Annotated in this window: 20 protein-coding genes; 16 read left to right on the top strand and 4 right to left on the bottom strand. The window is 74.2% G+C overall.

Going from position 1 to position 22,095, the window contains the following annotated elements; all coding sequences use genetic code 11:
- The first annotated feature begins 11 nt into the window (after window positions 1-11).
- The 8 genes from MNY60_RS06660 (at window position 12) to MNY60_RS06695 (ending at window position 9,083) form a co-directional block, all read left to right on the top strand.
- On the top strand, window positions 12-1,580 hold the full coding sequence (locus MNY60_RS06660) for a glycosyltransferase family 39 protein (protein ID WP_242339234.1): 1,569 nt from the start codon (window positions 12-14) through the stop codon (window positions 1,578-1,580).
- An 87-nt stretch (window positions 1,581-1,667) separates the two neighbouring features.
- Window positions 1,668-2,717: a polyprenyl synthetase family protein gene (locus MNY60_RS06665; protein ID WP_242339232.1), complete on the top strand. Its 1,050-nt coding sequence runs from the start codon at window positions 1,668-1,670 to the stop codon at window positions 2,715-2,717.
- Window positions 2,718-3,021: 304 nt separating this feature from the next.
- Complete coding sequence (locus MNY60_RS06670; protein ID WP_242353389.1) at window positions 3,022-5,718, top strand: pitrilysin family protein; 2,697 nt, start codon at window positions 3,022-3,024, stop codon at window positions 5,716-5,718.
- A 24-nt stretch (window positions 5,719-5,742) separates the two neighbouring features.
- A complete protein-coding gene (locus tag MNY60_RS06675; RefSeq protein ID WP_242339228.1) occupies window positions 5,743-6,549 on the top strand; it encodes a prohibitin family protein in 807 nt (268 codons plus the stop codon).
- A 204-nt stretch (window positions 6,550-6,753) separates the two neighbouring features.
- Window positions 6,754-7,710 (top strand): CsgG/HfaB family protein, encoded by a 957-nt coding sequence (locus tag MNY60_RS06680; RefSeq protein WP_242339226.1) that lies wholly within the window; start codon window positions 6,754-6,756, stop codon window positions 7,708-7,710.
- An 8-nt stretch (window positions 7,711-7,718) separates the two neighbouring features.
- Complete coding sequence (locus MNY60_RS06685) at window positions 7,719-8,015, top strand: hypothetical protein (protein WP_242339224.1); 297 nt, start codon at window positions 7,719-7,721, stop codon at window positions 8,013-8,015.
- A gap of 2 nt (window positions 8,016-8,017) precedes the next feature.
- Window positions 8,018-8,425 carry a DUF4810 domain-containing protein gene (locus MNY60_RS06690; protein WP_242339222.1) on the top strand — a complete coding sequence of 136 codons (408 nt, stop codon included), beginning with the start codon at window positions 8,018-8,020 and terminating at the stop codon, window positions 8,423-8,425.
- A gap of 1 nt (window position 8,426) precedes the next feature.
- Entirely contained in the window at window positions 8,427-9,083 is a 657-nt protein-coding gene (locus MNY60_RS06695; protein WP_242339220.1) for a GNA1162 family protein, read from the top strand.
- Window positions 9,084-9,150: 67 nt separating this feature from the next.
- Here the strand turns inward: MNY60_RS06695 and MNY60_RS06700 are convergent, their stop codons facing one another.
- On the bottom strand, window positions 9,151-10,287 hold the full coding sequence (locus MNY60_RS06700) for a cellulase family glycosylhydrolase (RefSeq protein WP_242339218.1): 1,137 nt from the start codon (window positions 10,285-10,287) through the stop codon (window positions 9,151-9,153).
- A 14-nt stretch (window positions 10,288-10,301) separates the two neighbouring features.
- A complete protein-coding gene (locus tag MNY60_RS06705) occupies window positions 10,302-10,577 on the bottom strand; it encodes a hypothetical protein (RefSeq protein ID WP_242339216.1) in 276 nt (91 codons plus the stop codon).
- Window positions 10,578-10,705: 128 nt separating this feature from the next.
- On the opposite strand from MNY60_RS06705, the gene MNY60_RS06710 reads away from it, so the two are divergent.
- From MNY60_RS06710 to MNY60_RS06745, 8 genes are read left to right on the top strand one after another with little or no spacing between them, the layout of a single operon-like run.
- Complete coding sequence (locus MNY60_RS06710) at window positions 10,706-12,235, top strand: menaquinone biosynthesis decarboxylase (protein ID WP_242339214.1); 1,530 nt, start codon at window positions 10,706-10,708, stop codon at window positions 12,233-12,235.
- A complete protein-coding gene (locus tag MNY60_RS06715) occupies window positions 12,232-12,933 on the top strand; it encodes a ubiquinone/menaquinone biosynthesis methyltransferase (RefSeq protein ID WP_242339212.1) in 702 nt (233 codons plus the stop codon). The genes MNY60_RS06710 and MNY60_RS06715 overlap by 4 nt, the downstream gene beginning before the upstream one ends.
- Complete coding sequence (locus tag MNY60_RS06720; RefSeq protein WP_242339209.1) at window positions 12,930-13,520, top strand: UbiX family flavin prenyltransferase; 591 nt, start codon at window positions 12,930-12,932, stop codon at window positions 13,518-13,520. The genes MNY60_RS06715 and MNY60_RS06720 overlap by 4 nt, the downstream gene beginning before the upstream one ends.
- Complete coding sequence (gene mqnE, locus MNY60_RS06725) at window positions 13,521-14,744, top strand: aminofutalosine synthase MqnE (protein ID WP_242353265.1); 1,224 nt, start codon at window positions 13,521-13,523, stop codon at window positions 14,742-14,744. It abuts the gene before it with no gap.
- Window positions 14,745-14,752: 8 nt separating this feature from the next.
- Entirely contained in the window at window positions 14,753-16,630 is a 1,878-nt protein-coding gene (gene mqnC, locus MNY60_RS06730; protein ID WP_242353263.1) for a cyclic dehypoxanthinyl futalosine synthase, read from the top strand.
- On the top strand, window positions 16,627-17,853 hold the full coding sequence (locus MNY60_RS06735) for an amidohydrolase family protein (protein ID WP_242353252.1): 1,227 nt from the start codon (window positions 16,627-16,629) through the stop codon (window positions 17,851-17,853). The genes mqnC and MNY60_RS06735 overlap by 4 nt, the downstream gene beginning before the upstream one ends.
- Entirely contained in the window at window positions 17,850-18,755 is a 906-nt protein-coding gene (locus MNY60_RS06740) for a 4-hydroxybenzoate octaprenyltransferase (protein ID WP_242360238.1), read from the top strand. The genes MNY60_RS06735 and MNY60_RS06740 overlap by 4 nt, the downstream gene beginning before the upstream one ends.
- 11 nt (window positions 18,756-18,766) lie before the next feature.
- On the top strand, window positions 18,767-19,342 hold the full coding sequence (locus tag MNY60_RS06745; protein ID WP_242353247.1) for a GbsR/MarR family transcriptional regulator: 576 nt from the start codon (window positions 18,767-18,769) through the stop codon (window positions 19,340-19,342).
- 12 nt (window positions 19,343-19,354) lie between these two features.
- Here MNY60_RS06745 and MNY60_RS06750 read toward each other — a convergent pair whose 3' ends face one another.
- A complete protein-coding gene (locus MNY60_RS06750) occupies window positions 19,355-21,187 on the bottom strand; it encodes a PAS domain-containing sensor histidine kinase (RefSeq protein WP_242339196.1) in 1,833 nt (610 codons plus the stop codon).
- Between the two features lie 103 nt (window positions 21,188-21,290).
- The coding region (locus tag MNY60_RS06755) for an amidohydrolase family protein (RefSeq protein ID WP_242360239.1) at window positions 21,291-22,095 on the bottom strand (805 nt) is incomplete at its 5' end.

Genomic DNA, 22,095 nt, shown 5'->3' on the forward strand with positions numbered 1-22,095 from the left:
GGCTCGCGCGCGTGAGCTCGCCCGCGGTGGTTCCTCCCTCCGAGTTCTCCGACGTCCCCGCACCCGAGGGCGGCCGCGCGGCGCGCCTCCTCCCCGCCGCCCTCGCGGCCGCGACCTTCGCGCTGCACGTGGCCGCCGGCGGCCGCTACGGCATCTTCCGCGACGAGCTCTACTTCATCGTCTGCGGCGAGCGGCTCGGGTGGGGGTACGTCGATCAGCCGCCCGGGATCGCGCTCGTCGCCCGGGTCGCGCACGCGCTCTTCGGCACCTGGGTCCCCGGCCTGCGGCTCCCCGCGTGGCTCGCCTCGGCCGCCACGGTCTTCCTCGCCGCGCGGCTCGCGCGACGCCTCGGCGGCGGCGCGTTCGCGGCGGCGCTCGCCGGCGTGGCCCTGGCGGCCTCGCCGCTCCTCGCCGGGCTCGGCCACTACCTCACGATGAACGCGTTCGAGCCGCTCGCGATGATCGCGCTCGCCTGCGTGCTCGTCCGGCTCGTGCTGGGCGACTCCCCTCGGTGGTGGCTCCTCGCCGGCGCCGTCGCCGCCGCGGGCGCGCTCCTCAAGTACACGTCCGCGCTGCTCGCGCTCGGGCTCCTCGCCGGCCTCCTCGCCACGCCGGCGCGACGCGCGCTCGCGACGCGATGGGCGCTCGCCGGCGCAGCGCTCGGCGCGGTCCTCGTCCTGCCGAACGTCCTGTGGCAGGCGGCGCACGGCCTGCCGTTCCTGGAGCTCGTCCGGAACGGACAGCTCGAGAAGAACGCGCCCTTCTCGCTCGGCGGCTTCGCGCGCTCGCTCCTCCTCGAGCCCGGCCCGCTCGCCGCGCCCGTGTGGCTCGGCGGCCTCGCCTGGCTCCTCCTCGCCGAGCGGGCGCGGCCGTTCCGCTTCCTCGCCATCGGGGGAGCCCTGTACCTCGCCACCCTCGTCGCCACGCGCGGGAAGGCCTACTACGCCGCGCCCGCCTTGCCGATGCTGCTCGCCGCGGGCGGCGTCGGGATCGAGCGGGCGCTCCGGCGCGGAGCGGCGCGCCTCGCGGCGCTCTGTGCGATCGCGGTCACGGGCGCGATCGGGCTCCCCCTCGCGATCCCGCTCCTGCCCGTCGAGGCCTTCGTCCGCTACCAGGCCGCGCTCGGGCTGAAGCCGGCGCCGCTCGAGCGGCACGCGTACGGCGCGCTGCCGCAAATCTTCGCGGACCAGCACGGATGGGAGGCGCTCGCCGCCGCCGTCGCGGACGTGACGCGCGGCCTCCCGCCCGAGGCGCGCGCCCGCGCCGCCGTGTTCGCGCAGAACTACGGCGAGGCGGCGGCGCTCGAGGTGCACGCGCCGGGGCTCGGGGCGCCGGTCGTCTCCGGTCACAACCAGTACTTCCTGTGGGGCCCGCCGGCGACGGGTGGCGATCCGCTCATCGTCGTCTCGGATGCGCACGAGGACTGCGGCGCCGGTCTGTACCGCGAGCGCACGCTCGCCGCGAGGCTGCCCTCGAGCCCGTGGACGATGCCCTACGAGGACGCGCGCTGGATCTGGATCTGCCGCGGCGCGACGCGCCCGCTCGCCGAGGTCTGGCCGGCGGTGCGGCACTACGAATGAGGGTCGGGCATTCGTTGACCCCGCGGCGCCGCCCGCGTTATATGCCGTTCAACTTTCGTTGAAAGCGCCGGTCCCCGGAGGCTCCCCGTGGCAGCGAGTGAGCAGGCCATCCTGTCCCAGCTCGACGCGAGCGCAGAGCGCGGCGTCCGCCCCGAGCGTGCGCAGGCCGCCCTCGCAGACGTCCCCGCGCTGCCGGAGAGCCTCGTCGCGCTCGAGGAGCAGCTCACCCGCGCGACCGAGGACGCCGAGGAGAAGCTCCGCGCCGCGGCGCGCCACCTGGTCTCGGCGGGCGGCAAGCGCATCCGTCCCATGGTGACGCTCCTCGCCTGCGGCGCCTGCGGCGGCGAGATGCGCGCCGCGGTGCCGTACGCGGTCGCCGCCGAGCTGACCCACTCGGCGACGCTCCTCCACGACGACGTGATCGACGACGGCCCGCTGCGGCGCGGCCAGCCCGCCTCGCGCGTCATCTGGGGCAACGCCGTCTCGGTCCTCTCCGGCGACTGGCTCCTCACCCGCGCGCTCGAGATCGTCTCGGCGGAGCCCGCCCGCTCGGCGGCGCTCCCGACGCTGCTCGCCACGATGCGCAGGCTCGTCGAGGGCGAGGTGCTCCAGCTCTCGCTCCGCAGCTCCTTCGCCGCGACCGAGAAGGACTACCTCGACGTCGTGATCGGCAAGACCGCCTCGCTCTTCGGCTGGGCCGCCGCGGCGGGCGCGTGGGCGGCCGGCGAGGTCGGGCACGTGCCGGAGGCGCTCGTCCGGTTCGGCGAGGGCATCGGCATCGCCTTCCAGCTCGTGGACGATGCGCTCGACTACGCCGCCGACCCGAAGCTCCTCGGCAAGCGCCTCGGAACGGACCTCATCGAGGGCAAGGCGACGCTCCCCCTCATCCGGGCCTGCGAGGCCGAGCCCCGGCTGCGCGAGCGGCTCGCCGCGCTCGTGGACGGCCAGGACGACGGCGACGCCGTCGCCGCCGACGTGGTCGAGGTGGTGAAGCGCGTCGGCGGCGTCGAGGACGCGCGCGCGCTCGCCCGCGAGCACACCCGCAGCGCGCTCGCCGCGCTCGAGGAGGTGCCCGACGGCGTGCACCGCCGGGCGCTGCGCGAGGCGGCGGGATCGCTCACCGAGCGCGCGTTCTAAACGACAGTTCGTGATTCGCGATCACCTTCGGTGACGCGAATCACGCTGTCGTTTAGCCATGTTCGAACGGGGGACTGCGTCCCCCGCCCCGCCGAGCGAAGCTCGTCGGGGGCCCACCCCCGCTCGCCGGGTCCCGTGCGCCGCCGCGAGCGGCTTCGCCGCTTCCGCGGCGTCGCCCCGGCGGGCTCGCTACGCTCGCCTGTTCGCGAATCATGATCGGCCGTTTAGGCCGCAGCGTTCCGGGCCCCGCGCCCGGAGTGCGATCCTCGACGCACCGTCACCGAGCGTGCTAGGGCTTCGGGGCATGCGCCTCCCCCTCGTGGCCCTCGCCTGCGCCGCGCTCTCCTGCGCCACGAGCGTGAAGCGCCCGCCGGTCGAGCCGTTCCGGTACCAGGGTCATTTCGCGACCTATCCGACCGGGCTGCGGCTCGTTGCGTTCAGGACCTCGCACGCGAAGCGCGCGACGGTGATCGCGTCGTACGACGTCGGAGACGCGGACGATCCCCGCGGGAAGGAAGGCCTCGCGCGGCTCGCCGCGCGGCTCACCGCGGTCGCCGCTCCGGCGAGCGGCGGGCTCCGGCTGCGGGAGCGGCTGTTCGCGGCGGGCGTCATCGACTCCGCGAAGGTCGGCGCCGACTCGACGGACTTCCAGTCGATCGTGCGGCTCGCCCGGCTCGACGAGGCGCTCGCGATCGAGGCGGACCGGCTTCGCGAGCCGCTCGCGGGGATCACGAAGGAGGAGGTCGCGCGCGAGGGCGAGGCGCTCGCGCGCGAGCTCGCGGCGGACCAAGGCGCGACCGAGGGCGCCTCGGTCTTCGCGCTCGCGTGGCGCGGCACGCGCTACGACCGCGCCCCGCCCACGCCCGAGTCCGTGCGCGCGCTGACGCTCGAGGACGTCCGCTCCTGGGCGAGCCAGCATCTCGTCCCCGATCGCCTCGTCCTCGTCGTGAGCGTCCCCGAGGCACCCAGCGAGGCCGTCCGGCGGGTCCTCGCCGCCTTCGGCGCGCTCGCGACGACCGGCGCACCCGACGAGCCACGCGTCTCCCCTGCCGAGCGACCGTCCGTCGCCGGCCGGGAGCCGGTCCTCTGGACCGACATGCAGACTCGCTCGATCCCTGGCACGAAGCCCCACCTCTGGCTCGCGTGGCCGCTCCCGGGGATGAAGGACGGCACGAGCGCGAGCGCCTTCGCCGCGACCGTCGTCCTCCAGCAGCGCCTCTGGCGCGCCCGTGAGGGCGATCTGGCCGCGCGGGTCACCGGGGTGACGCTCACGCTCGAGCGCGGCCACCAGGGCTCCGCGCTCCTCGCGCGGATCGAGCTGCGCAGCGCGGAGGACGCGGCGCCCGTGCGAAACGCGCTCCTGCACTCCGCGTACGACGCGCGAGCGCTCGACGACTACGCCCAGCACGTCGCCGTCCGCGCGCTCGCGCGGCGGATCGACGTCGGGCTGTGGGACATGGAGGAGGGCCCGGGGCCGGAGGCGGCGTGGAGGCTGCGCGCGACCGGCGAGCCGGACCCGCTCGCCGCCTTCGCCCGGGAGGCACGGACCCAGCTCGGTCGATCGTTCGAGGAGTATTACCGCAAGTGGATCACGGTCGAGCGCGCGGTCTCCGTGGCGGTGCTTCCCGGCGCCGGCGGTCCGCCCACGGAGGCGCCGCTCGACGAGCCGGGCGCGTGGATCCCGATCGTCCGTACCCTGGGGGCCGCGGCGCCCGGCGCGACCGAGGTCCGGGAGCTCCTGGACCCGCCTCGCCTCGGCGAGGCCTTCCAGACGCGGCTCTCGAACGGGCTCCGCGTGGTGGTCCTGCCCCACGGCGAGCGCCCGATCGTGGAGGCCCGGCTCCTCGTGGACTCGGATCCCGTGGGTGGTGCGGGAGGGTCCCTCGTGCCGTCGATCGCCCTCGCGGCCTCGGAGAAGGCGTGGACGCTCGCGGGAGGGCACACCTGCCGTGCGAGCCCGTTCCTCCCCAGGCGGGAGAAGATCTCCTTCCGCGAGCGCGGCTCGGCGAACGCGCTCCCGGAGATGCTCGGGCGGCTCGCCTGCTGGACGCGGCGAAGCCTCGACGGAGACCGCGTGGACGCCGTTCGCGAGGGCATGACGTCATCACTGGCGAGGGGAGAGGCGACGAGCGCGTCGATGCGCGCCGGGCTCGCGATCTCGTCCGCCCTCTACTCGCCGGAGGACGATCCCCTCGCGAGCGCGCCGCTCGCCGGGCTGAAGGCCGAGCCCGCCCGGCGCTGGCTCCTCGAGCAGCTCCGCCCCGAGCGTTCGCTCCTCGTCATCGCCGGCAAGATCATGCCCACGAAGGAGCTGCTCGCGGACGTCGAGGCCCGCTTCGGCGGGTGGAAGCGGCGCACCTCGGCGCCGGGAGAGCACGCTTCGCCGCCCCTGCCGGCGCGGCGGCACGTGCTCCTCGTGGACGTGCCCGGCGCCGAGCTGGCCACGGTCGCGGTCGCCTACCGCCTCCCGCTGCGCAAGGGCTCGGACGAGGCGGGCCTTTTGGCGGTGCAGCACGACGTCGGGACGCGCCTCGTCGCGCTCGCGGGCCCGGCCGGCCGGATCCTCATCCATCACGGCGGACTGCCACACGCGCCGACGCTGTCGACCTGGGCGACGCTCGACGCGAGGCAGGTCCCCGGCGCGATCCAGGCGGCGCTCGACGCGGTGAGGAACCTCGCCGCGCGTCCGCTCGCCTCGGTGGACGCGAACCTCGCGCGCTGGCTCGTCGCGCGCTGGCAGGCGTTCCGGTTCGACACGACGAGCCAGCGTATCGGCGCCGTGGAGGAGCTCTTCTTCTCCGATCTGCCGCTCGACGCGTGGGAGGGCCTCCCGGCCTCGATCGCCTCGCTCACGCCGGAGCGCATCCAGGCCGCCGCCCAGGCCGTGAACGTGGGACGCGAACAGATCGTCGTGCAGGGCGACGCCGCGACGCTCGCCCCGGCGCTCAGGGACGCAGGGTTGTCACCAGAGGTGCTCCCCGCGCCGCAGCCGGCGCGGTAGGCTACCCGCCAGCCAGGAGATCCCATGCGCCAGGTCGTCCGTACGCTGCTCTACGTCTCGCTCGCCGTCGCGCCCTTCCTCGAGGCCTGCCGCTGCCCGACGGTCGACTCCGGCCACCGCGGGATCGTCTTCAAGACGCTCGGGGGCGGCACGAGCCGGGAGGTGCTCGACGAGGGCATGCACGTGATGCCGCTGTGGAACAGCGTCATCCCCTACGACACGCGCGTGCACGAGATGAAGGAGCAGCTCTCGGTGCTCTCCTCGAACGGCCTGCCGCTGCGCGTGGACGCGAGCGTCCGCTTCCGCCCGATGCTGCAGGAGCTGTACGAGCTCCAGACCCAGATCGGCCCGGACTACGACTCGAAGCTCATCGCGCCCATCGTCCGCTCCGAGGCGCGCAAGGTCTTCGGCCGCTACCAGCCGGAGGAGATCTACTCCACGAAGCGCGAGGAGATCGAGCAGCAGATCTACGCCGAGGTGACGAAGGCGCTCCAGGGGAAGCACGTCGTGGTCGAGGCGGTGCTCGTCCGCGACGTCGAGCTGCCCGACGCGATCAAGACCGCCATCTCCGACAAGCTCGCCGAGGAGCAGCGCGCGCAGAAGATGAAGTTCACGCTCGATCGCGAGCGCCAGGAGGCGCAGCGCAAGCAGATCGAGGCGGAGGGCATCCTCAAGTACCAGAACATCGTGCGCCAGGGCCTCACGCCGGAGTACCTGCAGTTCAAGGGGATCGAGGCCACCGAGCGGCTCGCGGCGAGCCCGAACGCCAAGGTCGTGATCGTGGGCAGCCCGAAGAGCGGCCTGCCCCTCATCTTCCAGGGCGACAAGTAGCGGCGCGGGGCGCTACCCCCCCACGCGTCGTTCCGGCCGCGGGCGAGCTCCGCTCGCGAGCGGCCGCGTGCGCCGCGCGCGCACACCCACCTCACCCACGGTCACGGGACACCACCCGGCGTGGAGTTCTCGCCCGGTGATGGGCCCTCCGTGAGAGACTGCGCGTCCGTGCTCGCCCGCGCCTCTGCGCGGTGGAGGGGAACGATGAGAAGGATCGGGATCGCCGCCGGCGCCGCCCTGCTGTTGCAGGCCTGCGCGACGGTGTCGGAGAAGCCCGCGCCGGCCGAGTCGCCGGTGCCGAAGGCGGCGCAGCTGTCCGCGCAGGAGGCGCGCCGGGCGCCCGCTGCCAAGCGCTACAAGATGAAGCTCGCGATCGCGCGCTTCTCGAACGAGACGAACTACGGGCGGTCGCTGCTGAACGACGCCGATCTCGACCGGATCGGCAAGCAGGCCTCCGACATGCTCGCCTCCCGGCTCATCATGTCCGGGAACTTCGTCGTCCTGGAGCGCCCGGATCTCCAGAAGCTCGAGCGCGAGCAGCAGCTCTCCGGCGGAAAGCTCGTCGGGGCCGACACGGTGATCACCGGCTCGGTCACCGAGTTCGGCCGCTCGGTCGGCGGGAAGAGCGGGTTCTTGAGCAGCACCAAGGTCCAGCTCGCGCACGCCAAGGTCGACGTCCGCCTCGTGGACGTGAAGACCGGCCACGCCTACTTCTCCGCGATCGGGGCCGGCGAGGCGAGCACCGAGTCGGGCGAGATCGCCGGGTTCGGCAGCCACTCCGAGTACGACGCCACGCTCAACGACCGCGCCATCGCCGCGGCCATCTCCGACGTCATCGATCGCCTGGCGGCCACGCTCGCCGATCGCCCCTGGCGCACGGACATCCTCGAGGTGCAGGGCGCGCAGCTGTTCATCACCGGCGGCAAGCACCAGGGCCTCCGCGAGGGCGACACCCTCGCGGTCATGGAGGCGGGCGCGACGGTGAAGAGCAAGCAGACCGGCTTCGAGGTGACGCTCCCGCCGAAGCAGGTCGCCACGCTGCGGGTGGTGAGCCTGTTCGGCGACAGCGAGACGAACGAGGGCGCCGCCTGCGAGGTGCTCAGCGGCCGGGTCGAGCCCGCCGCGCTCGCGAAGCTGTTCGTGACGGAGCCGAAGTCGTGAGGTGCGCCATGACGGGGAAGATCCTCATGCTGGCGATGCTCGCGCTCGCCTGCGCGATGCCGCAGACGGTGGTTCGCACGCCCGACACGCGCCCCAGCCTCGCCGTGGCAGGCGCGCCCGCGGGCGCCGTCCTGTTCGTCGACGGCGAGCCGGCGGGCGCGGCGAGCGCGTACGACGGCCACCCGAACGTGCTGCTCGTCGAGCCGGGCTCGCACGAGGTGGACGTGCGCGACGGCGCCGGGAACGTGCTGCACCGCCAGAAGGTGTTCGTGGAGAGCGAGCTCAAGACCATCCAGGTGCACTGACGATGAACCGGACGACCCTGCTCCTCTCCTCCGTCGCGCTCCTCGCCGTCCTCCAGGGCTGCGCCCGGCACCAGACGATGTACGCCTGGGGCGACTACGACGAGGCGCTGTACGTGCACTACAAGAACCCCCAGGAGCGCGAGCGCTTCGTGGCGAGCCTCGACGCCGTGATCCGCGACGCCACCCAGCGCGGCGAGAAGGTGCCCCCCGGCTGCCTCGCCGAGTACGGCTGGGCGCTCATGGAGGAGGGGCGCCACGACGACGCCATCGCCTACTTCCAGCGAGAGCGCGACCAGTGGCCCGAGTCGCGGGTCCTCATGGACAAGATGATCCGCAACGCGCAGCAGAAGCGCGCCACGAACCCGTCCACGCCGGCGAAGGGTCCCGCGGGCGCGCTGAAGAGGAGCTGACATGTCCCGGCACGCCCGCGTCGCCGTCGCAGCCGCGATCCTCGCGCTCCTCTCCGCCTGCGCCACCGCTCCGCGCAAGGACTACTCGAAGTTCGTCGCGGCGCAGCCGCGCGCGATCCTCATCGTCCCGGTGGTCAACAAGAGCGTGAACGTGGACGCCGCGGACTACTTCCTCTCCACGCTGCCCATCCCGGTGGCGGAGCGGGGCTACTACGTCTTCCCGGTGAACCTCGTGAAGCGCCTCCTCGAGGACGACGGGCTCGCCGACGCCGCGCTCGTGCACGGCGCCGATCCCGGACGGCTCTGCGCGCTCTTCGGCGCCGACGCGGTGCTGTACGTCTCCATCGAGAAGTGGGAGGCGAAGTACCTCGTCGTCACGACGCAGGTGAACGTCGAGTTCGAGTACGTCCTCAAGGACGGCAAGACCGGCGAGACGCTCTGGACGGACCACGAGGCGATGGCCTATCAGCCGGACTCGAACGGCGGCGGGATCATCGGCGCGATGGTGGCCGCCGCGGTGACGAAGGCCTCACCGAACTACATGCCGCTCGCGCGCCAGGCGAACTGGAAGGCGCTGTCCTTCCCCGGCCCCGGCTTCCCCGCCGGGCCCTACCGGCCCGAGTACGGCAAGGACCTCGTCGCCGACACGCGGCTCTGATCGCGGGAGGGCGCACCGGCGGGCAGGCGGGCGCCCAGGGTGCGTGCGATCCTGCGTGAACCGACGGTCAAGGCAGCGCAGCGGCGTCGCGCACGAGGTCCGCGTAGCGGTTCACCGGATCGGCGGGGTCGGTGCCGTCCCGCCAGCGGAACGTGTACGGGTCCCACCCGTCCGGCCGCGCGTCGTAGGCGAACAGCCAGGGCGCGACGCCCGCGCCGCCCGCCCGGCGGATGCAGCGGAACCAGCCGCGGTAGATCGCGCGGCGATCTTCGAGCGGCAGCCCGTCGTTGCGGAGCCCCAGCTCGCCGACCAGGAGCGGCTTCCCGAGCCGGCGCGCGGTCGCGATCCGCTCGGAGAGGAACCCCGCGCCGAAGAACGCCGCGAAGTCCGCCGGGACGCCCCACGCCTCCGGGTAGAGGTGCACGCTCGCGTAGTCGACGTACGGCGACGCGGTGAGGAGCGCGAACTCCTCGCCGTCGAGCCCCTCCTCGCCTGAGCCCACGAGGTGGCCGGGCGCGCGCGCCTTCACGAGCGCGGCGACCTCGTCCACCCAGGCGCGGAGGGCCTCCCGCGAGACGCCCTCCGCGCGGGGCTCGTTCACGAGCTCCCAGGCGAGCACGGCGGGGTGGTCGCCCCAGCGGATGCCGTCGACCGTGCTCACCCGGTCGAGGAGCGCCGCCACGTGCGCGCGGAAGTGCTCGACCACCGCGCGCTCCGTGAAGAAGCGCGGATCGCCCTCGCGCGGCGCGGGGAGCCCCGCCCACGCGACGTACTGGCGCTGGCCGCCGTAGTCGTCCCAGCGGTTCGCGAGCGGCAGGACGAGCCGGAGCCCGTGGGCGCGCGCGCGGGCGAGGACGAGGTCGAGGCCGCGCAGGGCGAGCTCGTCGTAGACGAGCGGCGCCGTCTGCATCGCCGCGTCGCCCGCGCCGTCGTTGAACGCGTTCGTGCGCACCGCGCGCACCCCGAGCGCGGCCGCCTTCGCGAGCGTCTCCTCGACGGCCGCGGCCTCCACCTCCCCGCGGCGGAGCGCGCGCGTCGCCTCCTCCTGGAGGTAGTACGCGTTCAGCGCGACGAGGTGGCCGTCCACGCCGGGCAGGGCGGACGGCGGCCCCTCCTCGCACGCGGCGGCCTCCTCCTCCAGATCCGGCCCGGCGTCACAGGCGGTCACGCCGAGCAAGATGAGGGCGAGGAGCGCCGCGCGCATGGGCGCCGGCCCACTCAGGCATTGCGCCACGCGCGCTCGGCGCGAAGCACGAGCGCGCCGAGCGGCACGTCGAACGGCCAGGAGTCCGCGATCATCCGGCCGAGGCCCTCCTCGCGATCGCGCTTCGGCGGGAGGGCGCCCGCCTCGAGGGAGGTCAGGTAGGACCGGAGCGTGTCCCGGCAGGCGCCGAGCTGGGTCGGGCAGAGCTGGTACTTCGGGGCCGCGAGCTCCGCCTCGATCTCGGCGAGCGCGCTGGCGACGAGGGTGCGGGCCTGGTTCCGGCGGTCCATCGGGCCCGCGTTGTATCCGACCTTCGCGCCGGGGGAAACCGTCGCGCCGCGGGGCCCGCCGCGCGCGGGGCCTTTCCGTTCAACGAACATTGAAACCCGGCGGCGCCACTGGTACAGATCGCCGCGCCATGGCCTACCGCTCCTTGCGGGAGTTCCTCGATCGGCTCGAGTCGGCGGGCGAGCTCGTCCGCGTGAAGGAGCCGGTCGACCCCGTGCTCGAGATGGCCGCGCTGGCGGACCGCGCGGCGAAGCAGGGTGGACCGGCGCTCCTCTTCGAGAACTTGAAGGGGCGGGCGCCCGGCGGGTTCCCGGTCGCGATGAACCTGTTCGGGACGCGCCGCCGCACGAGCTGGGCGCTCTCCTCCGAGGACTTCGAGGAGCACGCCCGGGAGCTGCGCGCGCTCTTGCACCTCGCCCCGCCGCAGTCGCTCTGGGACAAGCTCAAGATGCTCCCGAAGCTCGGGAAGCTCGCGACGATGACGCCGAAGCACGTCTCGTCCGCGGCGAGCCAGGAGGTCGTCGTCCGCGAGCCCGATCTCGGGAGCCTGCCGGTGCTCACCACCTGGCCGCACGACGGGGGGCCGTTCATCACGCTCCCGCAGGTCATCACGCGCGACCCGGAGACCGGCATCCGCAACGTCGGGATGTACCGGCTGCAGGTGCTCGGGCCGAGGCGGCTCGCCATGCACTGGCAGCTCCACAAGACCGCGACCGCGCACTACCGCGCCTACCAGAAGCGCGGCGAGCGGATGCCCGTCGCCATCGCGCTCGGCGGCGATCCCGCCCTCACCTACTGCGCGTCCGCGCCGCTGCCCCCGAACGTCGACGAGTACCTGTTCGCCGGGTTCCTGCGCGGCGAGGCGGTGCGCATGGCGAAGGGCGTCGCGGTGGACCTCGACGTGCCGGCCGACGCGGACCTCGTCATCGAGGGCTTCGTGGACACCGCCGCGCCGCTCGTGCGCGAGGGACCCTTCGGCGATCACACCGGCTTCTACTCGCTCGCCGACGACTACCCCGCGCTCGACGTCGTCGCGGTGACGCACCGGCGCGACGCCGTCTACCCGGCCACCGTGGTGGGCCCGCCGCCGGTCGAGGACCAGTGGCTCGGCAAGGCGACGGAACGGATGTTCCTGCCCATGCTGCAGATGATCTTCCCGGAGATCGTCGACATGGCGATGCCGGTGGAGGGCGTGTTCCACAACCTCTGCCTCGTCTCCATCAAGAAGGACCACCCCGGCCAGGCGAAGAAGGTCATCCACGGCCTGTGGGGCTCCGGCCAGATGGCGCAGACGAAGACGCTCGTGGTGTTCGACGAGGACGTGGACGTGCAGGACGTCTCCCAGGCCGCGTGGCGCGCCTTCGCGAACGTGGACGTGAAGCGCGACCTCGTCATCGCCGACGGGCCGGTGGACGTGCTCGACCACGCCGCCGCGCACTTCGCCTTCGGCGGCAAGATCGGCGTGGACGCGACGCGCAAGTGGGCCGAGGAGGGCGGGCGCGAGTGGCCGGAGGTCTGCGTCCACCCGCCCGAGGTGGTCGCGCGCATGGACGCGCTCTACGAGCGCCTCGTCCCGGGCGCACCGAAGCCGCGCCGCCCCCGCATCGCGGCGCCGCCCGCGGCCTCGTGGACTCCCCGGCGCGGAGGGATCCTCCAGTGACCGTCCCGCTCCCCGGCGAGGCGCAGCGCGGCTCCGCGGTGCGGGCGATGTTCGACCGCATCGCCCCCCGCTACGACCTGCTCAACCGCGTCATGACGCTGAAGGTCGATCAGGCCTGGCGGCGGCGGCTCCTCGCGGACCTCGCGCCGCGGGACGGCGAGGCGCTGCTCGACCTGTGCGCCGGCACCATGGACGTCGCCGCGCTCGCCCGCGGGCGCGCGCCGGGGCTGCGCATCGTCGGCGCCGACTTCTCGTTCCAGATGCTGGCGCGCGGCGTCGAGAAGACCGGGCTGCCGGCCTCCCAGGCGGACGCGATGGCGCTGCCGTTCCGCGGGGCGCGCTTCGACCTCGCCACCGTGACCTTCGGGATGCGGAACCTGGAGCGCTACGAGACGGGGCTCGCCGAGCTCGCGCGCGTGCTGAAGCCCGGGGGCCGGCTCGGCGTGCTCGAGTTCTTCCGGCCGGAGTCCAAAGGCTCGCGGTTCGTGCACGGCGCGTACAACCGGCTCGCGCTGCCCATCCTGGGCCGGATCCTCTCGCCCGATCCGGAGGCGTACCGCTACCTCGTCGCCTCCATGGAGCGCTTCGCCTCGCGCCCGGAGTTCGAGGAGGCGGCCCGGCGGGCGGGGTTCCGGGAGGTGCGCGGCGAGACGCTCTTCCCGGGCGTGTGCGGCCTCGTGACGGCGGTGCGCGCGTGAAGCTCGTCGTCGCCGTCTCCGGCGCGTCCGGCGCGCCCTACGCGAAGCGGCTACTCGACTTCGTCGCCGCGAACGGCGAGAAGCACGGCGTCTCGCTGGACCTCGTCTTCACGCAGACCGGCAAGCAGGTCTGGAAGCAGGAGATCGGCTCCGAGCCGCGCTACCCGTTCCGGGTCTGGAAGAACCAGGACTTCACCGCGCCGTTCGCCTCCGGCTCGGCGCAGTACGACGGCATGGTCGTCGTCCCGTGCTCGTCGGGGGCCCTCGCGCGGATCGCGCACGGCATCTCGGTCGACCTCGTCGGCCGCGCCGGTGACGTGATGCTGAAGGAGGGGAAGAAGCTCGTGCTCGTGCTGCGCGAGACGCCCCTCTCGCTCGTCCACGCCCGGGCCATCACCCAGGTCATCGAGGCGGGCGCCGTCGTGCTGCCCGCCTCGCCGTCGTTCTACTCCGGGCCGAAGACCATCGAGGCGCTCGTCGACACGGTCGTGTCGCGCGTGCTCGACCGGCTCGGCCTGCCGAACGAGCTCATGAAGCGCTGGGAGGGGCTCGTGCCCCGCGCCCCCGAGCCGGTGGAGGAACCCTAGATGATCTCGACCCTCGCGCACCGCGCCCTCGAGCGCGACGGCCTCGGCCCCATCCGCGACAAGGTCCTCTCCGGCGAGCGGCTCTCCGACGCCGACGCGCTGCGCCTCCTCGAGGCGACCGACCTCGCCGCGGTGGGCGCGCTCGCGAACCACGTCCGCGAGGCGCGCCACGGCGACCTCACCTTCTACAACCGCAACGTCCACCTGAACCCGACCAACGTCTGCGTCGCGACCTGCAAGTTCTGCTCGTTCGCGCGCAAGGACGATCAGGTGGCGTCCGAGGGCTACACGATGAGCCTCGACGACGCGGTCGCGAAGGTGCTCGCGCGCCGCGGTCTCGGGATCACCGAGGTCCACATCGTCTCCGGCCTCCACCCCGAGCTCCCCTGGGACTACTACCCGGAGCTCCTGCGCCGGATCCGCGCCGCCTGGCCCGAGCTCGCCATCAAGGCGTTCACCGCCATCGAGATCCACTTCTTCGCGGAGAAGTTCGGGAAGAGCTACGAGCAGGTGCTCCGCGAGCTGCACGCGGCGGGCATGGACACGATGCCCGGCGGCGGCGCCGAGATCTTCGCGAAGCGCGTGCGCCGCAAGATCTGCGACGACAAGGCGACCGCCGAGCAGTGGCTCGAGATCCACCGCACCGCGCACCGGCTCGGCCTCAAGACGAACGCGACCATGCTCTACGGCCACATCGAGCGGCTCGACGAGCGCGTCGATCACATGCGGCTCCTGCGCGAGCTACAGGACGAGACGGGCGGGTTCCAGGTCTTCATCCCGCTCGCGTTCCACCCCGAGCACAACATGATCGGCAAGGCGTTCCCCAAGCCGACCGGCTACGACGCGCTGCGCACGCTGGCGGTGGCGCGTCTCTACCTCGACAACTTCGACCACGTGAAGGCGTACTGGGTGTCGCTCGGCGAGCGGCTCGCCCAGACGTCGCTCGCGTTCGGCGTGGACGACGTGGACGGCACCGTGCTCGAGGAGCGCATCTACCACATGGCCGGCTCGACCGTGCCGCAGGCGCTCTCGGAGCGGACGCTGCACGACCTCATCCGCGCCGCGGGCCGGGTGCCGGCGGAGCGCGACAGCCTCTACCGCGTGCTGAAGGTGCATCTTCCTGCCGGGGGGGCCGAGATGCCGGTCCCCCCGGACCCCTCGCACGCTCCGGTCCAGCCTCAGCCGGCTGGACCTCCGCTCGCCGCCGCCGCCCGCCGAGTCTAGGACCCGCCATGCCGAAGCTCCGCGCCGCCGCCGTCTCCTTCCTGAACGCCCACCCGCTCACCGTCGGGCTCGAGGGCTCCGAGCGGATCGAGCTCGTCCTCGCCGAGCCGTCGCGCTGCGCCGCGATGCTGGAGGCCGGCGAGGTGGATCTCGCGCTCGTCTCGGTCGCCGCGCTCACCAAGGGCGAGTACGAGATCGTGCCCGGCATCGCCATCGGCGCGGACGGGCCGGTGCAGACGGTGGTCCTCGCCGGCGAGCAGTCGCCCGCGATCTGGGACGAGGTGTTCCTCGACACCGCCTCGCGCACCTCGCACGTGCTCGCCAAGATCGTCCTCGACGAGATGGGCGTTCACCCGACGTTCACGCCGATGCAGGCCGACGAGGGGCTCGCGCGCGCCAAGGGCCGGAAGGGCGCGCTCGTCATCGGCGACCGCGGCTTCGGGGTGCGCGCGAACCACATCGTCGATCTCGGGCGAGAGTGGACGCACCTCACGGGCCTGCCCATGATCTTCGCGCTCTGGGCGGCGCGGCCGGGCCGCGTCTCGCCGGAGGACGTGCAGGAGCTGACGCGCGCCGCGCAGCACGGCCTCGGCGTCCGGACCGAGCTCGCCCAGCGCTTCGCCGCGCAGAAGGGCGGCGATCCGGAGCGCTACCGCCGCTACCTCACCCAGCGGATCCGCTACGGGCTCGGGCCGCACGAGCTCGACGGCCTGGAGGCGTTCCTCGCCCGAGCGGCCGAGAAGGGCTTCCTGCCGCCGATGAAGCTCCGCTTCGTCGACGACGTGGTCCGCACGGCGCGCACCCGGCGGGTGGTCTCGCTCGACACCGCGCTGCAGAAGGGCGCCGACGGCGAGCGGCTCGACGCCGACGAGGCGGAGCTGCTCGACGAGAAGGCCCCCCTCCTCGAGCTCGGCCTCGCCGCCGACGCGCGCCGCCGCGCGCTGCACCCGGACGGCGCCGTCACCTACATCGTCTCGCGCAACGTGAACTACACGAACGTCTGCACGACGGCGTGCCACTTCTGCGCGTTCTACCGGCCGCGCGGCCACAAGGACGCGTACGTCCTCGACCGCGACGAGCTGACCCGCAAGATCGACGAGACGGTGGCGCTCGACGGCATCGAGATCCTCCTCCAGGGCGGCCTGCACCCGGACCTCGGCGTGGAGTGGTACGAGGAGCTGTTCCGCTGGGTGAAGGAAAAGTGGCCGGTGATCAACCTGCACGCGCTCTCGCCCGAGGAGATCTGGCACATCGCCCGCACGAGCGACCTGCCCCTCGACGAGACGATCCAGCGGCTCATCGCGGCCGGGCTCGACTCGATCCCCGGCGGAGGCGCCGAGATCCTCGACGACGAGGTGCGCCGCCGGATCGCGCCGCTCAAGTGCTCGACCGACGAGTGGCTCTCCGTCATGAAGGCCGCCCACGTGAAGGGGCTGCGCAGCACGGCCACCATGATGTTCGGCGTCGGCGAGGAGGCGCGCCACCGGGTGGCGCACCTCGCGCGGCTGCGCGAGCTGCAGGACGAGACGGGGGGCTTCACCGCCTTCATCTGCTGGCCGTTCCAGTCGGCGAACACGCGGCTCACCGCGTCCGACACGAGCGCGCAGGCCTACCTGCGGGTGAACGCGGTCTCGCGGCTCGTCCTCGACAACGTGCCGAACCTGCAGGCCTCCTGGGTCACCATGGGCGGCGGGGTGGCCCAGGCCTCCCTGCACATGGGCTGCAACGACTTCGGCTCGGTGATGATCGAGGAGAACGTGGTCTCGGCGGCGGGCACGACCTTCAGCATGGACTCGGAGGAGGTCGAGCGGCACATCCGCGACGCGGGCTTCCGCGCCGTGCGGCGGAACATGAAGTACGAGCGGCTGGGGGATCGGATCGCGTGACCCCGCGCGTCTACAGCGCGCCCTGGGTGCTCGCCGGGCGGGCGGCCGCGGGCGCTACCCCCGCCGCCCTCCGCGACGGCGCCGTCGCCCTCGAGGGCGATCGCGTCCTCGCCGCCGGACCGCGCGCCGCGGTCGAGGAGCGCTTCGGCGCGGGCGAGCGGCTCGACGCGGTGATCCTCCCCGCGCTCGTGAACGCGCACCTCCACCTCGAGCTCTCGCACATGGCCGGGCGGGTCGCCGGCGGCGAGGGGCTCCCCGCCTGGATCCACCTCTTCATCTCCGCCCGCGCGCTCCCGCGCCCCGAGGAGGAGGCGGCGCAGGCGATGATCATGTCCGCCGAGGACATGGTCCGCGCCGGCGTCGCGGCGGTGGGGGACGTCTCGAACACGCTCGGCTCGGTCGCGCCGCTCGCCGCGGCCGGGTTCTCCGGCACCGTCTACCAGGAGGTGTTCGGGGTGACGCCCGCGCGCATCGAGGCGGCGCTCGCGAGCGCCCGCGCCGCGCGCGCGGCCTGCCCGCCCGCGCCCGGCCTGCGCATCGCGCTCTCGCCCCACGCGGTCTACTCCACCCACGGCGCGACCCTCGGGCAGCTCCTCGCCGCCGGCCCCGCCTCCATCCACCTCGCCGAGGATCCCGCCGAGCGCGCGCTGTGCGCGACCGGCACCGGCGACTTCGCCCGCATGTTCAGCTCGCTCGGCGCGGCCCGCTCGCTCCGGCCCCGCGCGCGCTCGGCCGTGGCGTTCGTCGCCGAGCACCTCGCGCCCCACCACCTCGCGGTCCACTGCGTGGACGTGGACGAGGACGACGTCGCCCTCCTCGCCCGCACCGGCGCGACGGTGGTCCTCTGCCCGCGCTCGAACCGCTTCATCGTCGGGAAGCTCCCGCCCGTGGCGGCGCTCCTCGCCGCGGGCGTGCCGCTCGCGGTGGGCACCGACTCGCTCGCCTCCTGCCCCTCGCTCTCCCCGCTCGCGGACCTCGCCCTGCTCCGCCGCGAGCTCCCGGAGATCCCGGCGGCGACGCTCCTCCGGCTCGCGTGGAACGGGCCGGCGGTCGGCGCCCCCCACGTCGGCGCGCTCGCGCCGGGCGCGGCGCCGGGCGTCCTCGCCGCTCCGCTCGAGGGCGCGCGCGTGGAGGACCCCTTCGACTTCGTCGTCTCGGCGTTCGGCGCGGAGGAGCGCCCGTTCACCTGGCTCGCGCGCCCGCGCGCGGAGGCCCTCGCATGACCTCTCCCACCCCGGCCCGCGCCGCCCCAGCGGCGCCCGGCGGGACCCGCGCCCCCCCCGCGCGGCGGGTGGTGCGCAGCCCCGCGCGCGTCGCGCGGGCCGTGGTGGCGGCCGCGGTGGTGCTCGTCTCGCGCGAGGCGCGGCTCGAGCCCGTGCGGCTCGCGCTCGTGGCGCTCGCCGTCGTCGCGGCGCGCACCGCCGCGATGGCGATGAACCGCATCGCCGACCGCGCCTTCGACGCGCGGAACCCGCGCACCGCGCGGCGCGAGCTCGTGACGGGCGAGGTGTCTCCGGGGGCGGCCATCGCGCTCCTCGCCGGGAGCGGCGCGACCTTCGTCGCCGCGGCGGCGCTCATCGCGCCCATCTGCGGCTGGCTCGCCCTGCCGGTGCTGGCGATCCTGCTCGGCTACTCGTACGCGAAGCGCTTCACCTGGGCCTGCCACCTCTGGCTGGGCGTCGCGCAGGCGCTCGCGCCCATCGGCGTCGCCATCGCCCTCACCGGCGCGGCGCCCGCCTCGGCGATCGCGCTCGGCCTCGGGGTCGGGGCCTGGATCGCCGGCTTCGACGTCTTCTACTCGCTGCAGGACATGGACTACGACCGCGGCGCGGGGCTCCGCTCCATCCCGGCGCGCTTCGGCGTGCGCGGCGCGCTCGCCTGGGCCCGCGGGCTCCACGTCCTCGCCATCGCCTGCGTCGCCCTCGCGGGCGTGCTCGGCGGCCGGGGCGCGGGCTGGTTCGCCGGGACGGTGGTGCTCGCCGCGGTGGTCGCGGCCGAGCACGTCCACGTGGCGCCGCGCGGGCAGCTCCGGCCGGAGCGGATCAACGTCGCGTTCTTCAACTACAACGCCTTCGCGTCGATCGCCTTCGCGCTCGCCGCGCTCGTGGATCTCGCCCTCGCCTGACGCCTCCGCCCATGACCGCGACCGCGTCCCACCCGCCCGCCACCTCCCACGCCCTCACGCGCTCCGACCTCGCCGTCGCCGACGCGGTCGGAGCGCTCATGGAGCTGTGGGGGTTCCGGCGGCAGCTCGGGCGGGTGTGGGCGGTGCTGTTCCTCTCCGAGCGCCCGCTGGCGGCGCCGGAGCTGTGCGACCGGCTGCACATCTCGACCGGGCTCCTCTCCATGAGCCTCGCCGAGCTGCGCCACTGGGGCGTGGTGCGCACGGTGACGATCCCGGGCGACCGCAAGGAGCACTTCGAGGCGGAGACGAACGTCTGGCGGCTCGTCGCGAACGTGCTGCGCGCGAGAGAGAAGCGCGCGGTGGAGGAGGCGCTCGCGACGTTCGAGCGGGTGCTCCACGAGCTGCGCGCCGCCATGGCGGACGTGGACCCCGGCGTGAAGGCCGCGGCGCGCTTCAAGGTGCGGAGGCTCGAGCACCTCGCGGACCTGTGCCGCGCGGCGCTGAACGTGCTGAAGCTCCTCGTGGACAGCGCCCGCGTCGACGCGGGTCCCCTCAAGGCCATCAGCGACGCGCTCGGGCGGCGCTGAGCGCGGCGACTCTCAGGATCTCGAGGGCGCAGTCCCCGCCAGATCCGCCAGCGGCAGCTCGACGTGGAAGGTGGACCCCTGCCGCGGCCGGCTCTCCACGCGGATGGCGCCGCCGCCGGCCTCGATGATCTCCCGGGCGACCCACAGGCCGAGCCCGAGCCCTCCGTAGTGCCGCGCGCTCACCGCGCGCTCGAAGGGCTCGAAGATGCGAACCTGGTCCTCCGGGGCGATCCCGATGCCGCGATCGGCCACGGTGAGCACCGCGACGCCGTCGCGGCGCTCGAGCGCGAGCGCGATGGGGCTCCCCGCGCCGTACTTCATCGCGTTGGCGAGCAGGTTCGTGATCACCTGCTCCACCCGGAGCCTGTCGCCGAGGGCGGCGATCCCGGGCGCGACGGCCACCTCGAGCGGGCAGCGTGCGCGGTCGGCGGCCTCGGCGAGCCGCGCGGCGACCTGCGTGACGCTCTCCGTCAGATCGAAGCGCTTCCGCTCCAGGTCGAGCTTCCCGGTCGCGATGTGCGAGACGTCGAGGAGCGTGCCGACGAGCGAGCCGAGCCGCTCGACGCTCGCGGCGCTGGCCGCGACGCGCTGCATGACGCCCGCGAGCTCGGGCGACACTCGCTCCCTGCGGAGGAGCCGGTGCGCCTGCTGGATCTGGAGGAGCGCCGCGGTCACGGGCGTCTTGAGCTCGTGGCTCGCCACGGAGAGGAACACGTCCCGGGCGCGGATCGCCTCGTTCTTCGCGTCCTCGGAGGCCTTCTGGAGGTGGATGTCGGTGAGCGTGCCCACCCACCGGCGCAGCCGCCCGTCCGCGCCGCGCAGGGGGGCGGCGCGCACGAGGAACCAGCGGTATTCGCCGTCGCGGCCGAGGAGCCGGAGCGTGCCGTCACCCCCGATCTCCTCGTCGCGCATGCGCTTCCAGAACGCGACCACCGGGGCGCGGTCCTCGCGGTGCACGAGCGTGCGCCAGCGGCCGTTCGCGAGCTCCTCGTCCGTCTTGCCGGTGTACTCGCGGATCTGCGGGTTCTGGAACTGGGTGCGCCCCGTGGCGTCCGCGGTCCAGACCATCTGCGGGATGGCGCCGAGGAGCGTGCGGAACCACTCCTCGGACTCGCGCTGCGCCGCCTCCGCCGTCTCGCGCGCCGTGAGGTCCGAGCACGCGCCCACCCACTCGATCACCCGCCCGCGAGTGTCGGCGACCGGGGCGGCGCGCGCCACCACCGGCGCGAAGCCCCCCCCGCTCCGACGCAGCCGGTACTCGAGCTCGAACCGGTCGCGCCGCGCGACCGCCTCGCGCCAGCCCCGCGCCACTCGGTCCCGGTCGTCGGGGTGGACCGCGTCGAGCCAGCCCGAGCCGCGGTACTCGGCCAGGCTCTGGCCGGTGAAGGCGCGCCACGACGGCGAGTCCGCGTGCGCGAGCCCCTCGGGAGTCGTCGTCCAGATGACGTCCGAGCTCGTCGCCACGAGCGATTCGAAGCGGTGCGCGTGCGCGTCGCGCTCCAGGTACCCGTCCCGCAGCGCCGCCGCGATCCAGCAGAGCACGCCGCCGATGACGAGGAACAGCGAGACGACGACCACCTCCGCCTGCGACGGCCCGAACGCGTCGTAGGGCGCGATGAAGAACCAGCCGCACAGGCCCGCCGAGAGCCCGAGCGAGAGGAGCCCCGGCCCGAGCCCGCCCAGGTAGGTCGCGAAGACGACGGCGGGCACGTACAGCGCGAGCGGAGCGCTGGAGACGAGCGGGCGCATCGCCAGCGAGAGCGCCGTGGAGAGGAGCGGGAACGCGACGCCGAGCGACAAGGCCACGGCGCGCCTGAGCTCGGGCGGCGGGAAGCGCACGCGCACCGGCGCAGCCTAGCGCTTCGCGCGGCGCCGTGCGCATCCTCCTCGGAGGTAGCCCTCGGGGTGCGTGCGTCCGGGCGGCCGGCCTCCTCACGGCGCCGCCCGCTCAGGCGGGGTCGAGCAGGCTGCGTGCCGCCTCGCGCGCCTCCGCCGCGATGGCCGCCTCGTCGGCGCCGAGCAGCCGGCCCTCCCGGAGCCGCACCTCACCGTCCACGACGACCCATGCCGCGGGCGCTCCCGCCCACAGGAGGGCGAGATCGCCGCCAGGGAGCTCCGGCAGCGGCACCGGCGGTCGCCAGTCGAGCACGACCACGTCGGCGAGCGCGCCGGCCTCGAGGCACCCGAGGGTCTCGCCGAACGCCTCCGAGGCGAGCCGTGCCGCGGTCGGCCAGGCGACCTTGCCGACGAGGCTGCCCGCCGCGCCCGCGCTCCGGCCGGCGTGCCTGAGCAGCGTCGCGGCGTGGAACGCCTCGCCGGCGACGTCCGGGAAGAGCCCGTCGGTGCCGAACGCGATGCTCACGCCGAGGCCCGCGAAGTCGAGGAGCGCCGGCACGGGGGCGCCGAAGAACATCGCCGCGCGCGGCGTCACGGCGAGCACGGCGCGCGCGTCGGCGACCATCACCGCCTCGGCGTGGACGGTGGTCCCCCCGTGCGCCACGAGGGTGCGCGGCCCGAGCAGCCCGTGCGCGGCGAGGACCTCCAGCGGCCGCCGGCCGAACCGGGCGAACGCGTGCGCGAGGTCGGCCTCGTCCTCACCCAGGCAGGCGTGCACGCCCGCGCCCGCGTGCGCGCCGGCGAGCGCGAGCGTCTCCTCGGTGGTTTCGAAGAGCCCGGCGATCCCGACCGCGCCGCGGAGCCGCGCGTCGGTCGCGTGCCGCGCGGCGAACGCCGCCGACGCGCGCACCTCCTCC

It is taken from the genome of Anaeromyxobacter sp. SG17, assembly GCF_022690695.1.
GTDB classification, from domain to species: Bacteria; Myxococcota; Myxococcia; order Myxococcales; family Anaeromyxobacteraceae; genus Anaeromyxobacter; species Anaeromyxobacter soli.

What these genes read in the sequence shown, in the direction of transcription:
- MNY60_RS06670 (WP_242353389.1), top strand. Translation starts at nt 3,022, where the DNA reads ATGCGCCTCCCCCTCGTGGCCCTCGCCTGCGCCGCGCTCTCCTGCGCC.
- MNY60_RS06745 (WP_242353247.1), top strand. Translation starts at nt 18,767, where the DNA reads ATGACCGCGACCGCGTCCCACCCGCCCGCCACCTCCCACGCCCTCACG.
- mqnE (WP_242353265.1), top strand. Translation starts at nt 13,521, where the DNA reads ATGATCTCGACCCTCGCGCACCGCGCCCTCGAGCGCGACGGCCTCGGC.
- MNY60_RS06695 (WP_242339220.1), top strand. Translation starts at nt 8,427, where the DNA reads ATGTCCCGGCACGCCCGCGTCGCCGTCGCAGCCGCGATCCTCGCGCTC.
- MNY60_RS06710 (WP_242339214.1), top strand. Translation starts at nt 10,706, where the DNA reads ATGGCCTACCGCTCCTTGCGGGAGTTCCTCGATCGGCTCGAGTCGGCG.
- MNY60_RS06685 (WP_242339224.1), top strand. Translation starts at nt 7,719, where the DNA reads ATGACGGGGAAGATCCTCATGCTGGCGATGCTCGCGCTCGCCTGCGCG.
- MNY60_RS06680 (WP_242339226.1), top strand. Translation starts at nt 6,754, where the DNA reads ATGAGAAGGATCGGGATCGCCGCCGGCGCCGCCCTGCTGTTGCAGGCC.
- MNY60_RS06705 (WP_242339216.1), bottom strand. Translation starts at nt 10,577, where the DNA reads ATGGACCGCCGGAACCAGGCCCGCACCCTCGTCGCCAGCGCGCTCGCC.
- MNY60_RS06700 (WP_242339218.1), bottom strand. Translation starts at nt 10,287, where the DNA reads ATGCGCGCGGCGCTCCTCGCCCTCATCTTGCTCGGCGTGACCGCCTGT.
- MNY60_RS06675 (WP_242339228.1), top strand. Translation starts at nt 5,743, where the DNA reads ATGCGCCAGGTCGTCCGTACGCTGCTCTACGTCTCGCTCGCCGTCGCG.
- mqnC (WP_242353263.1), top strand. Translation starts at nt 14,753, where the DNA reads ATGCCGAAGCTCCGCGCCGCCGCCGTCTCCTTCCTGAACGCCCACCCG.
- MNY60_RS06740 (WP_242360238.1), top strand. Translation starts at nt 17,850, where the DNA reads ATGACCTCTCCCACCCCGGCCCGCGCCGCCCCAGCGGCGCCCGGCGGG.
- MNY60_RS06690 (WP_242339222.1), top strand. Translation starts at nt 8,018, where the DNA reads ATGAACCGGACGACCCTGCTCCTCTCCTCCGTCGCGCTCCTCGCCGTC.